The sequence below is a fragment of the Paraburkholderia sp. SEWSISQ10-3 4 genome (genome assembly GCF_030464785.1).
In the GTDB taxonomy this organism is placed as follows: Bacteria; Pseudomonadota; Gammaproteobacteria; order Burkholderiales; family Burkholderiaceae; genus Paraburkholderia; species Paraburkholderia aspalathi.
The window spans coordinates 39,125-55,905 of the sequence record NZ_JALPRI010000026.1 but is presented as its reverse complement, the minus strand read 5'-3'; the positions used below and the strand labels follow the sequence as shown (position 1 = coordinate 55,905).

Annotated in this window: 15 protein-coding genes; 5 read left to right on the top strand and 10 right to left on the bottom strand. The window is 60.8% G+C overall.

Features of this window, described 5'->3' with window-relative positions:
* Window positions 1-47 precede the first annotated feature (47 nt).
* Window positions 48-407 carry a hypothetical protein gene (locus M0D68_RS31880; RefSeq protein ID WP_266226372.1) on the top strand — a complete coding sequence of 120 codons (360 nt, stop codon included), beginning with the start codon at window positions 48-50 and terminating at the stop codon, window positions 405-407.
* A gap of 40 nt (window positions 408-447) precedes the next feature.
* Here M0D68_RS31880 and M0D68_RS31875 read toward each other — a convergent pair whose 3' ends face one another.
* Window positions 448-2,160: a SulP family inorganic anion transporter gene (locus M0D68_RS31875; RefSeq protein ID WP_266226370.1), complete on the bottom strand. Its 1,713-nt coding sequence runs from the start codon at window positions 2,158-2,160 to the stop codon at window positions 448-450.
* Between the two features lie 475 nt (window positions 2,161-2,635).
* Between M0D68_RS31875 and M0D68_RS31870 the strand changes: the two genes are divergently transcribed.
* The 4 genes from M0D68_RS31870 (at window position 2,636) to M0D68_RS31855 (ending at window position 6,049) form a co-directional block, all read left to right on the top strand.
* Window positions 2,636-3,007 (top strand): antibiotic biosynthesis monooxygenase, encoded by a 372-nt coding sequence (locus M0D68_RS31870; protein WP_093633240.1) that lies wholly within the window; start codon window positions 2,636-2,638, stop codon window positions 3,005-3,007.
* A gap of 377 nt (window positions 3,008-3,384) precedes the next feature.
* Entirely contained in the window at window positions 3,385-3,762 is a 378-nt protein-coding gene (locus tag M0D68_RS31865; protein ID WP_266226368.1) for a helix-turn-helix domain-containing protein, read from the top strand.
* Window positions 3,755-5,011, top strand: a complete 1,257-nt coding sequence (locus M0D68_RS31860) for a type II toxin-antitoxin system HipA family toxin (RefSeq protein WP_200651560.1) — start codon at window positions 3,755-3,757, stop codon at window positions 5,009-5,011. The genes M0D68_RS31865 and M0D68_RS31860 overlap by 8 nt, the downstream gene beginning before the upstream one ends.
* A gap of 180 nt (window positions 5,012-5,191) precedes the next feature.
* The gene (locus M0D68_RS31855; RefSeq protein ID WP_200620945.1) at window positions 5,192-6,049 is read left to right on the top strand and encodes a PA4780 family RIO1-like protein kinase; all 858 of its coding nucleotides are present in this window, start codon (window positions 5,192-5,194) and stop codon (window positions 6,047-6,049) included.
* Between the two features lie 51 nt (window positions 6,050-6,100).
* Here M0D68_RS31855 and M0D68_RS31850 read toward each other — a convergent pair whose 3' ends face one another.
* From M0D68_RS31850 to M0D68_RS31810, 9 genes are all read right to left on the bottom strand, one after another.
* Entirely contained in the window at window positions 6,101-7,156 is a 1,056-nt protein-coding gene (locus tag M0D68_RS31850) for a substrate-binding domain-containing protein (RefSeq protein ID WP_093632940.1), read from the bottom strand.
* A gap of 48 nt (window positions 7,157-7,204) precedes the next feature.
* Complete coding sequence (locus tag M0D68_RS31845) at window positions 7,205-8,407, bottom strand: ABC transporter ATP-binding protein (RefSeq protein ID WP_266226367.1); 1,203 nt, start codon at window positions 8,405-8,407, stop codon at window positions 7,205-7,207.
* Between the two features lie 11 nt (window positions 8,408-8,418).
* On the bottom strand, window positions 8,419-9,330 hold the full coding sequence (locus M0D68_RS31840; RefSeq protein WP_266226366.1) for a carbohydrate ABC transporter permease: 912 nt from the start codon (window positions 9,328-9,330) through the stop codon (window positions 8,419-8,421).
* Window positions 9,330-10,271 (bottom strand): carbohydrate ABC transporter permease, encoded by a 942-nt coding sequence (locus M0D68_RS31835; protein ID WP_093632943.1) that lies wholly within the window; start codon window positions 10,269-10,271, stop codon window positions 9,330-9,332. The genes M0D68_RS31840 and M0D68_RS31835 overlap by 1 nt, the downstream gene beginning before the upstream one ends.
* Window positions 10,272-10,280: 9 nt before the next feature.
* Window positions 10,281-11,522, bottom strand: a complete 1,242-nt coding sequence (locus tag M0D68_RS31830; RefSeq protein ID WP_200620942.1) for an ABC transporter substrate-binding protein — start codon at window positions 11,520-11,522, stop codon at window positions 10,281-10,283.
* A 63-nt stretch (window positions 11,523-11,585) separates the two neighbouring features.
* The gene (locus M0D68_RS31825; protein WP_200620941.1) at window positions 11,586-13,001 is read right to left on the bottom strand and encodes a GH1 family beta-glucosidase; all 1,416 of its coding nucleotides are present in this window, start codon (window positions 12,999-13,001) and stop codon (window positions 11,586-11,588) included.
* A 305-nt stretch (window positions 13,002-13,306) separates the two neighbouring features.
* A complete protein-coding gene (locus M0D68_RS31820; RefSeq protein WP_266226364.1) occupies window positions 13,307-14,527 on the bottom strand; it encodes a DUF2252 domain-containing protein in 1,221 nt (406 codons plus the stop codon).
* A gap of 42 nt (window positions 14,528-14,569) precedes the next feature.
* Complete coding sequence (locus M0D68_RS31815) at window positions 14,570-15,337, bottom strand: hypothetical protein (protein ID WP_266226362.1); 768 nt, start codon at window positions 15,335-15,337, stop codon at window positions 14,570-14,572.
* Window positions 15,338-15,489: 152 nt separating this feature from the next.
* A complete protein-coding gene (locus M0D68_RS31810) occupies window positions 15,490-16,440 on the bottom strand; it encodes a hypothetical protein (RefSeq protein ID WP_211707591.1) in 951 nt (316 codons plus the stop codon).
* Window positions 16,441-16,781 lie beyond the last annotated feature (341 nt).

The following is a 16,781-nucleotide window of genomic DNA, read 5'->3' as shown; positions in this document are numbered from 1 at the left end:
CTCTGCGATACTGTCGCCTTGATGACTTGAGCGGGCAAGCGAACACGATGAGCGGTGGCAATGACCTGAATCCGGCGGCGAAGCATTCGCCATTGCAAAAACGGCTCTATCTGGCGGGGGTCGTCGTGCTGCTCGCCGGTCTGATTGCCGGGGTGATCATCTATGTCATGGCGCCGGCGCCAGACAGCGCCGTTTCCATGTACAGCATCGCAGACCCGCGCTATCAGATCGAATTGCAGCGCATCGGCGGCAACGCGGCCGTGGTGATGGCGCAGATTCATCAATGGTTCGACAGTCTTTGGCACGGTACGGCGCTCGCCTATACGGTGCCCGTGCTTGGCGCGCTGGTTGCGGGCGCGTGCTTCTTTATCGGCTACTTCTTTGCCGATGAAGAGCCGCAGACCTGAAGCAATCCACCACGTCTTGCAAAACAAACCGGAATGACGTTTACGGCGCGGCTTTGGCCTGCGTACCCGGCTGCTCCACGCCTGCCATGCGCAGCGCGTCATGCAAGGTGCTGAAAATGCAGTTTGCGCCGACGGTCGGCGTGATGCCATGCCGGTCCATATCCGAGCGCAGATACTGATTCACGCGCGCAAAAATCACTTCGACGCCGCTACGTTTTAGCGCTTCGCACAACTCGCCGACCGAACGCGCCGCCGAATAGTCGAGATCGGTGATCGCGCCGGAATCGATCACAAACCAGTGCACCGGGCTCGGCGCGTGGTCGATCAGGCGACGGGCATCGTCGATGAAAAAGTGGTCGTTCGCGTAGAACAGGTCGGAGCCAAAGCGATAGACGATCAGCCCCGGCGCGGTCTCGAGCCCGGGCGCGGCCGGCACCGGCACCCAGATGCCGCCTTCGCCGGGCACGAGGACCATGGTGTGCGGCCGGTAGCTATGCCGCACATGCCGCAGCAGCGATAAGGCCACCGCCACCAGAATGCCGTGCTCGACACCGATCAGCACCACCGCCGCGGCGGTAAACACGGCCAGCGTGAATTCACCGGGGCTTTCGCGGCGAATCGAAAACAGCGTCTGCAGATTGATGAGGCCAATGGCGATCGTAAACACGATGCTGGCCAGAATGCAGTGCGGCAGGTACTGCAAATAACGGCTGAAAAACAGCAGCACCACGACCACCACTACAGCGAATACGACCTGCGCGAACTGACTGCGCGTGCCGGCGCGATCGGCCATGGCGGTTTGCGTCGGACTGCCGTTCACCACGAAGGCGCCGGAAAACGCCGCGGCAGCGTTGGCGGCGGCAATACCTAGCAGGTCGGCATTGGTATCGACCGTCTCGTGATAGCGCTCCGCAAATACGCGGCTCGCGGCAGCGCTTTGCGCCACGATCATCACGAAGCACGAGGCGGCAACCGGCAGCAGATCGAGTAATTGCTGCCACGTGACCGACGGCATGCGCAGCGGCGGCAGTCCCCCTGCCACCGGCCCCAACACTGAAATGCCGTGGGCAGCGAAACCGTAGATATCACTTGCGGCAATGCCCGCCACCACCGCGATCAAGGGCACCGGCAGGCGTGGCAAAAAGCGCTTGAAAACCAGAATGGAAACCACGACCAGCGCAGAAATGGCGAGCGTCGGCAGATTGATCTGCGCCGCCTCGCGCACCACGAGCGCGAGTTGGCCAACGCTGTTCGCGGCATGTCCAGGGACGCCGAACATGTCGCCCAGCATGGCGATGCCGACCTGCACGCCAACGCCGGCCAAGAAGCCGACCAGCACCGTGCGCGAGAGAAAATCAGCGAGAAAACCAAGCTTGAAGATTCGCGCGATGAGCAGAAGCGCGGCAGTGAGCAAGGCGACCATTCCGGCAAGCGCCGCATATTCCACACTCGAAGCCGGCGCCATGGTCGAAAGGCGGCTCGCGAAAATGGTGGCGGTGGCGGAGTCGGCAGCCACGACGAGGTGCCGCGAGGCGCCGAAGAACGCAAACGCAATAAGCGGCAGAAATACCGTGTAAAGACCGGTAACGGCCGGCATGCCGGCAATGCGCGCATAGCCGAGCACTTGCGGAATATCCATCGACGCAAGCTGCGCGCCGGCCAGCGCATCGCGCGCCGCCGCGGCACGGCTCAAAGGAAGCACGCCCTTCAAAACGCCAAGGCGCGTAATGATGTTTGCCAGAAAATCCCGCATACGCGATAGTGCCCCAAACTTAGGTTATCGCGCATCGTGCCGTGACTCGGCACGTCAAGGCAAGGGTTGAGGCTTTGATCGGCTATAGAAAGTGGTTAAAACCAGTAATGGCTTGAACACCTCTGCCGAAACTGCTCCATTTTGGGTCTAACGCCTGAACTGCCCTGTCAGCGGATCCACGTGCCGCGCGAAACCGAACAGCGCGGCGATGCAGATCGGACAGGCGATGATGAACACGGCCAACATCTCGCACCCCGTAACAAATTGTTACTGGCAAGTTTAAGCGATTGCCGTGCGAAATGAATGAGGGAAAACGCAATAGACTGTTGCGGACTATTACAACACCGTTACTGCCGTGCGGCAGATGGCGCGTGAGAATACCCCTGAAAATGCGGCAAATAACGCAAAAAAATGAGCGCTCGATACCGTGCGCTATGATGCGCAAACGTTCGCCTACCTACAAACCGGTTACGCCATGTACACGTCAACTTTCATCTTCGCGACACGACAATTAGACGAACGGTTCTACCGGCTCGACGAGACCATCGCCACCGCCGCCAAGGCCATTCCCGGCTATCTCGGCGAAGAGTCGTGGGAAAACGCGTCGACAGGACTGACGTCGAATGTGTATTACTGGGCGTCGCTCGAGGCATTGCAAGCGTTGATGCAACACCCCGCGCATCTGGAAGCGAAAGCAGCGCAGGCAAACTGGCTCGATGGGTATCAGGTGATCATCTCTGAGGTGCTGCGCACTTACGGCGATTCAGGGTTTACGCATCCTGCAGCGGCCCATCGGGTACAGGATGGACCGACTGCCCGAGCCGCGCCGCCCGTACGTCCGGTTTGAACGTTGCGAGAATCGGCACGAAACCCGCTACTCCAAAGCATCATCAAGCCGATCAGCACGAACTCGACTAGCTCCACCGTGTAGATCGACGGCCAGGTTCTGATCGCGTAAAACGCCCGGGCCAGCAGCGGCACTATTAGATACGCCACCGGCACAGCATGCGGTCCGCAAGGTCTCGTCTGCGCGGGTTTGGAGTGGTTGGGTGATCATTGAGCCTCTTATTTTGTACGATACTTTAGGCAAAATCACCAAAATTGCCTTAAATATCGTACAAATCTTATAAATTCTGGGTCAGATCAAGGCAATCATAACCTCTGGCTCGGAAAATATGTCCGATACTTTTGACATATTCTCGATATTTGCCTAATCTATCGGACATGCCCCGCACCTTTCAACGTCCCTTTCCGTCGGTCGAGAAGCAGATGCGTGCGCTCGGCGAACGCCTGAAACTCGCCCGCCTGCGGCGTGAACTCCCAACCGTTCTGTTCGCCGAAAGGTTGGGCATTTCGCGCGACACGCTGAGCCGCCTCGAGAAAGGCGATCCGAATATTGCGCTCGGCACCTATATGCGGGCGCTTCGCGTGTTGGGTCTCGACAAGGACATGGACGCCGTCGCCCATGACGACGAACTCGGCCGCAAGCTGCAGGACCTCAAGTTGCCGGGTCAGCGCAAACCGCGCACGAACACGCCCGGCGCCGCCCCTGTCAAAACCGGGCAGCCGGCAAAAAAACACCCGAAGAAATCTGATGGTTAGCAATAAACCTCGAGATGCATTCAAGGTATTTCTCGACGCAACCGAACTGAGCAGCCAGCAGCAGGTCGGCACCTTGTATCGCCAGACTGCGCGCACAGACTTGCCGGCATCGTTCGCCTATGCAAAGAGCTGGATAGATGGGCGTAACGCATTCATGCTCGACCCGCGCCTCGAGTTATGGACCGACGAGCAATATCCGCCTGCGAAATCCGCTGCATTCGGCGTTTTCATGGACTCGGCGCCGGATCGCTGGGGCCGCGTGCTGATGGAACGCCGCGAGGCCGCGGCGGCAGATCGCGAAGACCGGCCTATGCGCAATTTGCAGGAGATCGATTTCCTGCTGGGCGTGCACGACCTGACACGAGTCGGCGCGCTGCGGTTTCAGGACGTGGACGGACATTTTCTCGACAACAGCGCCGATGCCGCGCCGCCGGTCACCGACCTCGCGACCCTCGCGTATATCAGCCTGCGCATTGAAGAAGCCGATATAGAAAAACTGCCCGAGTACGAGCAGTGGCTCGCGATGCTGATCGCCCCTGGCACCTCGCTCGGCGGCGCTCGCCCAAAAGCGAACTTCACGAGCCTGGGCAATGATCTCTGGATCGCCAAATTCCCCGCCAAAGACGACCGTTACGACATCGGTGCGTGGGAATACATCGCTCACCGGTTGGCCAGGAAAGCCGGCATCTGGGTGCCGCAATCCGAACTCAAGTATGTCGGCACACGTTATGGCACGTTCTGCGTCGAACGATTCGATCGCCGTGAAGGCAGCCGGCGCATGTACACCTCGGCCATGACCTTGCTCGAACGTCAGGATGGCGAATCGGGAGCAGGCTACCTGGACATTGCCGAGTACCTCGCCGACAACGGCGCACAAGGTCATATCGACGAAGATCTCGCTCAACTCTTCAGAAGAGTCGTCTTCAACGTACTCATGGGAAACCGGGACGATCACCTGCGCAATCACGGCTTCATTCGCGAGCCTTCGGGTTGGCGGCTCTCGCCGGCGTTCGATATGAATCCAAATCCGAGCAAGCGGGAACACGCGCTCACGCTGGACGGTATGAGCGCCCTGCCGGATCTTGAAACCGCCTTCGACACCGCTGAGTTTTATCGACTCGACGACACAGACGCGCGCCGCATCGTCGCGGAAGTTCAAGACGCCGTCGACACATGGCGGGAAGAAGCCGCCGCGCTGAATCTGTCCCGGCCCGAAATACAGCGAATGGAGTCTGTATTTCAGGCGTGATGTCTTCGTCTGGCGACCATACGTCCGCGGTGTGCCGGTCGCGTCCGGCACCTTGACGCTCGTGTTCCGGCACATGTCTCCATACCCCTTATAATCCGGCATGATCCGAATCCCGCACCACCTCCTCTCGCAATCGGCCGCACCCGACCGATCCGCTCCCCACCGCGCTCCGGTGGCCGCATGAAAACACCTAAACGTCTGCTCCCGCTCGTCGAAGAGGGCCTGATCGACGAAGTCATCTCGCAGCTGATGAGCGGCAAGGAAGCCACCGTCTACGTGGTCCGCAGCGGCGAGTCCACGCGCTGCGCGAAGGTCTATAAGGACGCCAAACAGCGCAGTTTCCGCCAGGCCGCGTCCTATCAGCAGGGTCGCAAGGTCAAGAACAGCCGCCAGCAGCGCGCCATGGAAAAAGGCAGCCGCTATGGGCGCGAAGTGCAGGAACAGGCGTGGCAGAACGCGGAAGTCGATGCGCTGTTCCAGCTCGCCAACGCCGGCGTGCGCGTGCCGCAGCCCTTCATCTGCACCGACGGCGTGTTGCTGATGGAATTGGTGACCGATGCGGATGGCGACGTCGCGCCGCGTTTGAACGATGTCGAGATGACCGAAGCACGCGCACTCGAATTGCATGCGCAGTTGCTCAACCAGGTGGTGCGCATGCTGTGCGCCGGCATGATTCACGGCGACCTGTCCGAGTACAACATCCTGCTCGCGGCGGACGGCCCGGTGATTATCGATCTGCCGCAAGCCGTGGATGCCGCCGGCAATCTGGAAGCGCCGGCTATGCTCGAGCGCGACGTGAACAACCTCGCTACCTATTTCGGCCGTTTCGCGCCCGCGTTGCTCGATACGAGCTACGGCAAGGAAATCTGGTCGCTGTACGAAGCAGGCGCCTTGCACGTGGATGCCAAATTGACCGGCCGTGTCGAACTGGACACCACGCCGATCGATCTCGAAGCCGTGCTGCAGGAACTCGAAGACACGCGCCTCGACGAAGAAGCGCGCCTGCGCTACGAGCAGTCGCTGCGCAGCGGAACATAAGCGGGGCCAAAGCAGCCCCTACGCGCCTTTATACGCCGCTTCGCGAAGACGCTACGACGCGATGCGGCAACTGGGTGCCTTGATCCTGGTCGATGAAGCCCCCGGTGCAGGCCCCACCGATTCCCGCATCGTCACGCTCACCGGAAACTCGCGGATGATCTCCCACGAGGTCCGGTAGCACTGATTGACCAGCCAGCGCACGGCGTTCTGGGTCAACTCCGCCGTCGGGATATGCACCGAGGTGAGCCCAGGCGCGGCATAAGCGGCCGAATAATCATCGTCGTAGCCGATCACCGAGACTTCGTCCGGTACGGAAATGCCCGCCTGGTGGAAACGCGCCAGCGCGCTCACCGCCATCGTGTCGTTCGCGCAAAAGAGGCCGGTGAAGCGCCGCTCCGAATCGAGCAGCTTCTGCGCGGCGACGTAACCGCCTTCCGGCGAGAAGTCCGATTCGATCAGCGTGACGTCCTCGCGCGCAATGCCCTCGCGCGACAATTCGGCAAAGAAGCCTTCGAGCCGGGTGTGATTGTCCGAGGCGCTGAACGGCCCGGAAATCACCGCAATGTCCCGATGCCCATAGTCGAGCAGCGTGCGTGCCGCCAGTTCACCGCCGCGCCGATGATCCGCGCAAAACGACGCCTCCGGCAACTGATCGAACGCGCGATTCAGAAACACCATCTTCGGATGCATGCGATGCAGCATGTCCAGATCTTCGTCGTGCAGATCGTGGCTGATCACCACCACGCCATCGCAATCGCGGCCGATCAGAAAACGCACTGCCTCGATGGCCTGCTCGCGCGGCGACACTTCCCCGCAACCCGTCGCCACCACCACGTGACGGCGCACCGCGCGCAGTTCGGTGTCGGTCTGCTTGAGAATCGTGCCGTAGTAGGAGCCGAAGAAAGTCGGCACGAAAATGCCGATCATGCCGAGCGATTGCGTCGCCATGGCGCGACCGATGGACGACGGCCGGAAATTCAGCGCTTCGATCGCGGCCTTCACGCGCGCGGCGGCATCGGCTGAAATGGGTCCCTTACCGGAAATGGCCCGTGAGGCAGTCGACATGCCGACGCCGGCCAGTGCCGCGACATCCTTGAGTGTTGCCACGCGGTTCTCCGTCAAGCCTGTTGTATTCAACGACGCTGCATCCCATCACTACAGACGCGCGCCGCCATCTTCCTCGAACAGCGAAATATGTGCGCCATCGAACGAGAACGTCGCGGCATCCCCTATTGCCACCGGCGTCTTCGTCTGGTCGATCGACGCGATTTGCACTCCATGATAGTCGAGCCAGATGACACGGTGGTTGCCCATCGGCTCGATCAGGGAAATGTTCGCGCACTCGCTCATTTTTGAGTTTGAACCGCTTGAACCGCTTGAGCCTTCCCCCACGTGGACGTCTTCGGCCCGTACGCCGAGTACGCATGACAGACGATCCGTTGGCAGGTTTTTGAAAGGATAATGCGACACATCGAGTTGCAAATCCGCTGTACAAAAGTGTAGCGCGCCATCGCGCGTCTCGAGCGTGCCCTTGAGCACATTCATGGCGGGCGAGCCCAGAAACGTCGCGACAAACAGATTGTTCGGCCGCGCATAGACTTCGGCGGGCGTGCCGAACTGCTGGATCACGCCGCCGCGCATCACGGCCATCCGTGTGGCGAGGGTCATTGCTTCGACCTGATCGTGGGTCACGTAGATCATCGTCGCGCCCAGACGCTGGTGCAGTTGCTTGAGTTCGCGACGCAATTCGGTGCGCAATTTGGCGTCGAGATTCGAAAGCGGCTCGTCGAACAGGAACACATCGGCCTCGCGCACGATCGCACGGCCGATCGCCACGCGCTGCCGCTGGCCGCCGGAGAGTTGCGCGGGCTTGCGCTTGAGCAGCGGGCCGAGTTGCAGCATCTCGGACGCCCGTTTGACACGCCGTTCAATCTCCGCCTTCGGTGTGCCGTTGATACGCAAAGCAAACGACAGATTGCGCTCGACACTCATGGTCGGATACAACGCATACGACTGGAACACCAGCGCGATACGGCGATCTTTCGGGTCGGCCCAGGTCATGTCTTCGCCCGCAATTTCGATGCTGCCGTCGGTCACGTCGATCAGGCCCGCGATGCTGTGCAGCAAGGTGGATTTGCCGCAACCCGATGGTCCAAGCAGCACGACGAACTCACCCGCTCGCACATCGAGATCGAGATTCTCGATCACCGTATTCGCGCCCAGCTGGATCTTCAGATTGCGTATAGATACGTTGGCCGGATTCGACAGGCCCGCGGTGTCCACCGCGTGCCCGACATTCGCCGCATCAGCCGGGTTAGCCAGATCGGCCGCATTTGCCAGGTTAGCCAGGTTTGCCATGCTTTATCGCCCTATCCCTTGACGGCGCCGGACGCAATGCCGCGCACAAACCAGCGGCCCGAAATAAAGTAAACCGCAAGCGGCACCATGGAGGTCAGAATGGTCGCCGCCATATTGACGTTATAGAGCCTCTCGCCAGTCGTCGTATTGATGATGTTGTTCAGTTGCACCGTCATCGGCAGGTTTTTCGTGCCGGCGAACACAAGGCCGAGAATGAAGTCGTTCCAGATGCCTGTCACCTGAATGATGACCGCGACGACGATGATTGGCGTGGACATCGGCAGCATCAGTTGCAAAAAGATGCGCCAGAAACCACCGCCGTCGATGCGCGCCGCCTTGAACAGCTCCTGCGGAATCGACGCGTAATAGTTGCGAAACAGCAGCGTCATCACTGGCATGCCGAAGATGGTGTGGATCACCACGATACCCGGCAGCGAACTGAACAGATGCACGCTCGCGAGCACGCGCACGAGCGGATAGACCATCACCTGCACGGGAATGAAAGCGCCCATCAGCAATACGCCGAACAGCAGCCCTGCCCCACGCGGCCGCCAGAACGACAGCGCATAGCCGTTCACCGCGCCGATCACGATCGACAACACCGTGCTGGGCACGACGATACGCACCGAATTCCAGAAGCCGACCTGGATACCGTTGCAATCGAGCCCGGTGCAGGCGGATTGCCATGCGGCACTCCATGCATCGAGTGTGAAATGCGCGGGGAAAGCGAGCAGATTGCCGAGGCGAATCTCGCTCATCGGTTTCACCGATGTGACAAGCATCACATACAACGGCAATAGGAAGAACAACGCGGCGGTGAGCAGAAACGCGTAGACGCCGAGCCGTGCGGGTGTAAACGAACGGCGGCGTCGACGTGCACGGCTCGGCGTGCCGCCTTTGAGTGGCGGACTGAGCGTGTTCATCACACCTCCTTGCGCAACGCAGCGCGGCTGCGGGCATAAAAGAACGGCGCGAGAATCGCCAGCACCGTAGCCAGCAGCACGATCGACGCGGCCGACGCGAGGCCGATGTTGGCCCGGCCGAACAGGTAGTCCATGATGAACTTCGCCGGCACTTCGCTTGCCGTGCCGGGCCCGCCTTGCGTCATGGCGACCACGGCGTCGTAAAGCTTCACGACCATCACGAAGAGCAGCACGAAGGCGGTGGACAGGGAAGGCCCGAGCATCGGCACGACGATGCTCGCATACACGCGCCAACGCGGAATGCCGTCGATACGTGCGGCTTTCCACAGCTCGTCGTCGATACCGCGCAAGCCGGCCAGCAGCAGCGCCATCACGAGACCGGACGCCTGCCACACCGTCGCGATGACGATGGTGTAAATCACCCAATCCTGATCCACGATCCAGTCGAAGCGCGCATGCACGAAACCGATCTTGTGCAGCACGGCCTGCGCACCCAGCTCAGGATTCAGAATCCACTGCCAGACCAGACCCGTTGCGACAAACGACATCGCATATGGATAGAGAAACACCGTGCGCAACGCGCCTTCGGCCACCACGCGTTGGTCGATGAAAATCGCCAGCAGCAAACCGATCACCATGCACGCGACAATGAAGCACGCGCCGTAGATCACGATGTTTTGCAGCGACAGCAACCAGCGGTCGTTATTGAAGAGCCGCGTGTACTGCGTGAGGCCCGCGAAGTCGCCGGAAGGAAACGTGCGCGAATTGCTGAGAGATACGCGCGCGGTCCAGACCATCGTGCCGAGATACGCGAACACGACAGTCAGGACCATCGGCAGCAAGGCCAGCCATGCCGCTATCGGTAAACGCTTTTTTAGCGGCTTTTTCAGCGGCCCTTTGCGATGCCTTGAGTCGGCAGCCGGCAGCTTGAGCGCGTGCATGATGAGCGCCTAGCTCTTCAACGCACTGGCAAACGCCTTCTGCGCATCATCGACCGACTGGTTCTTGTTCCAGAAGTTCGTGATGACGTCGATCAACGCGCCCTGCGTGTCAGGCGAGAGCAGCATCTCCGGATTCGGCAACTGACGCGACTTGTCCTTCATGATCGCCATGCCCTCCTTCGCGCAGATGTCGAGACTGCTCACATCCACATCGGGGCGAATCGGAATCGAACCTTTCTTCGCGCTGAATGCGACTTGCGCGGCCGGCGAGGTCATCACCGTGGCAAGCAGATTCTGCGCCTTGATTGCGTTGGCATTGTCGGTCTTCGGGAACACGAATACGTCGCCCGCAACCAGATACGGCGAATGCGGACCGAAGCCCGGGAAGCAGCCGAAGTCCTTGCCGGCAACCTGGTTGGCCGCCGAGAATTCACCCTTGGCCCAGTCGCCCATGATCTGCACACCGGCCTTGCCGGAAATTACCAGCGCGGTGGCATCGTTCCAGTTGCGGCCAGGCGAGCCGGCATCGACGAAATCATGCAAGCGCTTGAACTGCGCGAGCACCTTCTTGAATGCATCCGACTTGACCGCGTTCATGTCACGATCGCGGTACACCTTCAGATAAAGATCGGGACCGCCGACGTCGGCGAAGACCGCGTCGAACGTGATCTTTTCCTGCCACGGCTGACCGCCGAGCGCGAGCGGGATCACGCCCGCCGCTTTCAGCTTGCCGAGATCGGCGAGGAATTCGTCATAGCTCTTCGGCTCGGCGGCAATGCCAGCCTTCTGGAACACCGGCTTCGAGTAGAAGAACCAGGCCGGCATGTGAATATCGACCGGCGCGGCGTAGTAGTGACCCTTCACCCGGATGCTGTCGATGATCGATTGCGGGAACACGCCGTTCCAGTTTTCTTTCGCGGCGACGTCGTCGACGTTGTTCAGCAGGCCCTGATCGATCAGGTCGTGAAACTGCTTGGAAGTATTGAACTGTGCGGCGGTGGGTGGATCGCCGCCGACGATCCGGTTGATCGCGGTGGAGCGCGCCTGATCGGCGCCGGCCACCGCGTTGTCGACCCACTGGCCACCGGCCTTGTTGTACGCATCGGCAAACTGGCGGATCGCGGCAGATTCGCCGCCGGAGGTCCACCAGTGAATCACGTTGGCTTTCAGCGGTTCAGCCGCATGCGCGATGACTCCGTACAGCGCCAGTGCCGCAACTACGCCTCGCAAGACCATTTTTTTGCTGTGCATTCCGTCTCCTTCGGGCTTTGCGCCCGCGTTTCAGGTCGACATACAAACCAGCTTCACCTGCCGTTAAGCCTTTGCCTTACGCTCCTGCAAAAATTTCTCCACTAGCTCAGCACTCCGTTTGATTGTGCGCTTCTGCGTACTGTAGTCGACATGTACGACACCAAAGCGACGCTCATACCCAAACGCCCACTCGAAGTTATCCATCAACGACCACAGAAAATAGCCGCGAATATCCACGCCGGCCTTGATTGCCTGATCGACCGCCGCGAGATGGCGCCTGAGGAACGAGATGCGCTGCGTATCCTCCACATGACCGTCGGTCACCTCATCGTCCGAGGCCATGCCGTTTTCGGTGATGTAGATCGGCGGCAGGTTGTGATACGTCTCCTTGAAACCGATCAGCAGATCGCGCAAGCCATCGGGATACACCTCCCAGCCCATCTGCGTGCGCTCGACGCCTTCGAGCGGCACGTCCCGGAATCCATGCGCGCCGTCGCTCGCAACGTTGGTGCGGAAGTAATAGTTGATGCCGAGGAAATCGAGCGGCGCGGAAATGGTTTCCATATCGCCGTCGAGCACCAGCGGCTCAGTGCCCGGCCACAACTCGAACAGGTCTTGCGGATACGAACCCTTGAGCAAAGGATCGAGAATCCACGCATTGTGCTGGACTTCGAACAGATGCGCCGCGCGTTGATCCGCGGCGCTGTCGCTATTGGCCGTACCGCGGCCGATGTTGGCGACGATACCTTTCTGCGAAGCCGGATCGTTGGTGCGCAACACCGGCACGGCGAGGCCGTGCGCGAGCAATAGGTGATGCATCGCCTGCGTCGCAAAGCGGTCGTTGGCGAGGCCCGGCGCGTGGTGGCCGTTGCCGTAGCCGAGATACGCCGAGCACCAGGGCTCGTTGAGCGTCGCCCATGCGTCGACCGTTCCGGCCAGTTCGCAGCTCATCAAGTCAGCGTAGTCGGCGAAACGGTAAGCGGTGTCGCGATTGAGCCAGCCGCCGCGATCTTCCAGATGCTGCGGCAAGTCCCAGTGATAGAGCGTCACGAAGGTCGTGATGCCCTTCTCTTTCAGACGATTCAGGAGGCGCTTGTAGAAGTCGATCCCTTTGCGATTGGGCGCGCCTGCCGCATCCATCACGCGTGGCCACGCAATCGAGAGCCGATAGCCTTCGAGACCGAGAGAGGCCAGCATCTCGACGTCCGCTTCCCAGCGATGATAGTGATCGCAGGCAACGGCGCCGGTGTCGCCGGCCAGCACCTTGCCGGGTATCGCTGAGAAGGTGTCCCAGATCGACGGCAGGCGGCCGTCTTCATTCACCGCGCCTTCGATCTGATACGAAGCGGTGGCGGCGCCAAGCAGGAAGTTCTTGCGCCACAGCGAAGAGTCCGCGGGCGGGGTGAAGGGATCGGCGGGCGAGCCCTTGGAAACGGCTGGGGATAGGGTGTCGAATACAGCGGATGCGTCGTTTGCCACGGATTCTCTCCTGCGCTGAGGTCATTGAACCGGGTACGGCAAAACTCGATGTGGATGCTGCCGGGCAGCTAGAGTGGAAGCGCTTCCACAAAGACCAGCGAACGATAGCAGTGGCGGATTGAACGCAGCAATCAGGGTTTGTCTGGAGGACTTGCTGGCATGCGCGGCGCTGGGATGCACCGCGCATCGAAAGAGGTCGGGAACGGCGTGAGAATGCGCAAGCGTAGTACGACTGCGTACGCCAACACGCGAGCTATTCCGCAAGTTTGCGCGCTACGCGCTGAACCTCCAGTGCGGCTAACCTCTCAAGACTTGGTCGGCGCCGGCAAATCAAACGCACCACCATCATAAGCCTCGCAATACGCCTTCCAGTCAGCCCCTACCTGCGCCTCGCACTGCGTCGCGAGCTCAATCAGCGGCAATTGCCAATCCTTGCGATTGCCGAATGCAATCAGCTCGTCCGCAATCGACGACTTCTGCCGTCCGCCGCTGCGCAGCTGCGCCCATGCGCTCAATTGGGCCATGCTGTTGACCACTTCTTCGAGCCGCGGCAGCTTGCCGTCCCAGTCGCTCAATGCCACACGGTCTTCCGAAGGCTGCAAGCTGCGCAGCACATACGAGCATTGATTGAAATCGACTGCATGCAGGAACGCCTGCGAAACCGCCTGATTGCGCCGCTGAACTTCAACCACACGCTGCGCCTCGCTCTGCCACTTCGGCTGCGGTGTGCGCACATGCGGCGTCACTGAAGAAGGCAGCGCCTCTTTCAGATCGAGCAGATAGTTGCCGTCCGGTGAGCCCTTGCCTTCGACGAGAATCACGTAGCGGTCCACACCCAGGCTGCCGGTGCCGGCAATCCGCCGCGCCACGTCGATGATGCGATAGAAGTCCGGATTGGGTTGACCGGCGGCGAACTGATGCATGAACGCAGTGACTGTGGCGCGCGCCTTGTCGCTCACCGGTAGCGCTTTCTTGCCATCCACTTTGAGCACGCGGGTCTTACCCTTGAGCGTGGTGCGCCGATCCAGATGCGCGGCGCGCGTGCGGCTCGCCAGTGCGTCGAACAAATCGCGCACCATGCCGGTCGACGTCTCCGCTTCGATCCAGCGTGCTTTGCCGAAAGCGAGCGCGGCGCTATAGGAGTCGACCGCGGTGTGACAGAGCGCGAGCGCCTGCGCGCGGCTCAGCTTGAGGTCGTTCGCGCCGACCAGCACGCTCGTGAGGAGCCGTACCAGTTCGTAAAGACTCGGCGCGAGACAGGCTTCGTCGAAATCGTTATTGTCGAAATAGACGAGGCGGTTGTCGCCCTTGTAGCTGCCGAAATTTTCCAGATGCATATCGCCGCAAATCCACACCGGCGGCGCTTCGTCGAGCACCTTGTCGCGCGGCAGCCGCGCGTAAAACAGATGACAGGTGCCGCGCAGAAACACGAACGGCGAGCTACGCATGAGCTTGTATTTCATCGCGAGCCGTTCAGGATCGCGGCCGGCATTAAAGCTGGCGATGGTCTGTGCGATATCGGACATGTGTTTCTCCTTCATGCGACTCGATGCGGATTCAGTACGGGTTCAATGCGAGCGGAACGAATCCGCGAGCGCATGGAGATTGAGTGGCTTCACGCGAATCACACCGCCGCGCGGGCTGTCGATATCGGCGACCAGCATGAACGACAGCGACACGATCAGCGGAACGATCAGCAACAAGCCGGCTCCCGCTTTCAAACCACGTGCGCCATAGCCGACCAGCACATTGGCGCACACGGCGATCAGCACCATCAGCACCCACGCCGCGGCAGGAATGCGATTCCACCACGCGGCCTGCGTGTAACCCTGCGTATTGAGCACGTCGTTCATTCCGGCGACAGCGAGCGCGGCCACTGGCGTCGGTTGCGCGGCAGCGGCATTCTTCACTGCAGTCCACATGGCCCCCTGCAGGCGCGACGTCTCGGCGTTGACTTTGGCGAGCTCATCGGCGTTGCGCGTCACGTAGAACAGCACGCGTTCGTCGAGATAAGTTTTCAGCAAACCGCGGACGATCGCCGCGTCGGCGGCGGGCAACAGATCGGCGCGGACGTATTCGGTGCCGATCGCATTCGCCTCTTCTTCCTCGTAGTTCTTGCGTTGATCGTAGCGGCCTACCGCCATCGAAAAAGTGAAACCGATGATCAGCGCGAGCAGCGTCAGCGTGGCGGCCTGAATCACGCTGAAATCCTCGCGTGCGTCTTCGTCGATCTTTCTGAAGCGCCGCAGCAGCGACGCGCCGATGCGCGCCGACAGCCACATCACAACAAAGCAGATGATGAAGACAAGTGCCGGATAGTCGAGGAGGTTTTGCATGGCGAGCGTTTTTCTTATCAGAGTTTTGTTGGCGGAAACGCTTTGGACAGCGGTAAATCGTGCACGGCCACTGCATCATAAGAGACGCAGCGCGGATGGGGAAGCATGCGGGCGGCAGGTGAACTGGCTGGCAACCTGCAGCGTGCCAGCCGTCAGGAACCTGTCATCAGATAGTAACGTCCGTCCGCACTAACGTTGAAGCCAAATCCGCATTCCGTCGGTGAGCCGTGCGTCGCTACATCGAGCGTTTCCGGTGCGGAGAGTTTGAACTCGATCAGGCATTTGTCCGCACGCTTGTCCGTTGGCTTGTCCGCACGTTTGTCATAAGGCGCGAGATTGGTGATCCTGGCGGTTGCGTCGAGCGGCGCATCGCCGACACCATCGCTCATCGGCACGCGCGCCACGCCGTCGTAGAACCGCACGTAGGCCGACAGGCTGCCCATGTTCGCGCTCGGTTGACCGTCGGCGGCGACAGTCGGATACACGAAGTCGCCATCGATCCGATAGACGCCGTGCCGCCCTTTCACCGGCTTCACCTCGATACTGTTCCATGCGCCGAAAAACATGTAGCTGGCAAAGCGTGCGCCGTTCGGCGGCAGACCGGCCACTACCGCCTTGTCCGCAATCGCTTCGAGACGCTGACGCGCCGCCGCTACCGCGCGACCGAGCAGCGCGTCGTTGGGATAGTCGTTGCCGCGGCTCACCGCGGTGCGGTAGTACGCGCGCGCATCCGGCAGCGCGCCCAGCCTCACTTGTACGTCGCCCTGATGAACCAGCGCCATCGCCACGCGAGCCCGCGCCGAACTGGTCGCTTTCGGCGAATTCTCTTCGTTCGCCTGCATGGCGGTGGCCTCGGCGAGCGCGGCTTCCATCGCGACCAGCGTTTGCGCGTCCTTGAGGCGCCCTGCTTCGAGCGCGGCCACGCCCAACGCCGCGCATGACGCGTTGGTGCGGCACGGCACCTCCTTGCCCGCCAGCAGGTTGCGGCGATAGAGTTCGGCGCGCGAATCGGCTGCTTCCGTTTGCGCCGCGACGAGCGCAGGCATGAGCGCTGCCATGGCAGCGGAGACGACAACGGCAGCAGCGGCGGTTTTGACGTTCATGAGCAGGAGAGGACGATGACGACGACGTGTTTCGAACACGCGCTTCAAGTAGCCGTATGCGCTGCACGGTTGACGTGGGTTGCCACGGATGCTGGCCGTGATGCTGACAGAAAACCGGCGATTGCGCGAACCCTTGCAAGGCGGCGAAACGGGCGGCCTATCGCACGATTCGCTCGCAACGCCCGGCACGCGGCACTCTGTGACTTTTGAGCATACACGGCGGCTTGCACGAAACGTATTCGACCGGTCATGCGGCACGCATCAAGCTGCTTGTCATACCCGAGTCATACATGATTTTGCGCATTGGCAATGCGTTCGTTTGAAACTGTTCCAGTAGGGGA

Coding starts and splice junctions, on each gene's coding strand:
- M0D68_RS31880 (WP_266226372.1), top strand. CDS start 48: ATGAGCGGTGGCAATGACCTGAATCCGGCGGCGAAGCATTCGCCATTG.
- M0D68_RS31875 (WP_266226370.1), bottom strand. CDS start 2,160: ATGCGGGATTTTCTGGCAAACATCATTACGCGCCTTGGCGTTTTGAAG.
- M0D68_RS31870 (WP_093633240.1), top strand. CDS start 2,636: ATGTACACGTCAACTTTCATCTTCGCGACACGACAATTAGACGAACGG.
- M0D68_RS31865 (WP_266226368.1), top strand. CDS start 3,385: ATGCCCCGCACCTTTCAACGTCCCTTTCCGTCGGTCGAGAAGCAGATG.
- M0D68_RS31860 (WP_200651560.1), top strand. CDS start 3,755: ATGGTTAGCAATAAACCTCGAGATGCATTCAAGGTATTTCTCGACGCA.
- M0D68_RS31855 (WP_200620945.1), top strand. CDS start 5,192: ATGAAAACACCTAAACGTCTGCTCCCGCTCGTCGAAGAGGGCCTGATC.
- M0D68_RS31845 (WP_266226367.1), bottom strand. CDS start 8,407: ATGGCAAACCTGGCTAACCTGGCAAATGCGGCCGATCTGGCTAACCCG.
- M0D68_RS31840 (WP_266226366.1), bottom strand. CDS start 9,330: ATGAACACGCTCAGTCCGCCACTCAAAGGCGGCACGCCGAGCCGTGCA.
- M0D68_RS31835 (WP_093632943.1), bottom strand. CDS start 10,271: ATGCACGCGCTCAAGCTGCCGGCTGCCGACTCAAGGCATCGCAAAGGG.
- M0D68_RS31830 (WP_200620942.1), bottom strand. CDS start 11,522: ATGCACAGCAAAAAAATGGTCTTGCGAGGCGTAGTTGCGGCACTGGCG.
- M0D68_RS31820 (WP_266226364.1), bottom strand. CDS start 14,527: ATGTCCGATATCGCACAGACCATCGCCAGCTTTAATGCCGGCCGCGAT.
- M0D68_RS31815 (WP_266226362.1), bottom strand. CDS start 15,337: ATGCAAAACCTCCTCGACTATCCGGCACTTGTCTTCATCATCTGCTTT.
- M0D68_RS31810 (WP_211707591.1), bottom strand. CDS start 16,440: ATGAACGTCAAAACCGCCGCTGCTGCCGTTGTCGTCTCCGCTGCCATG.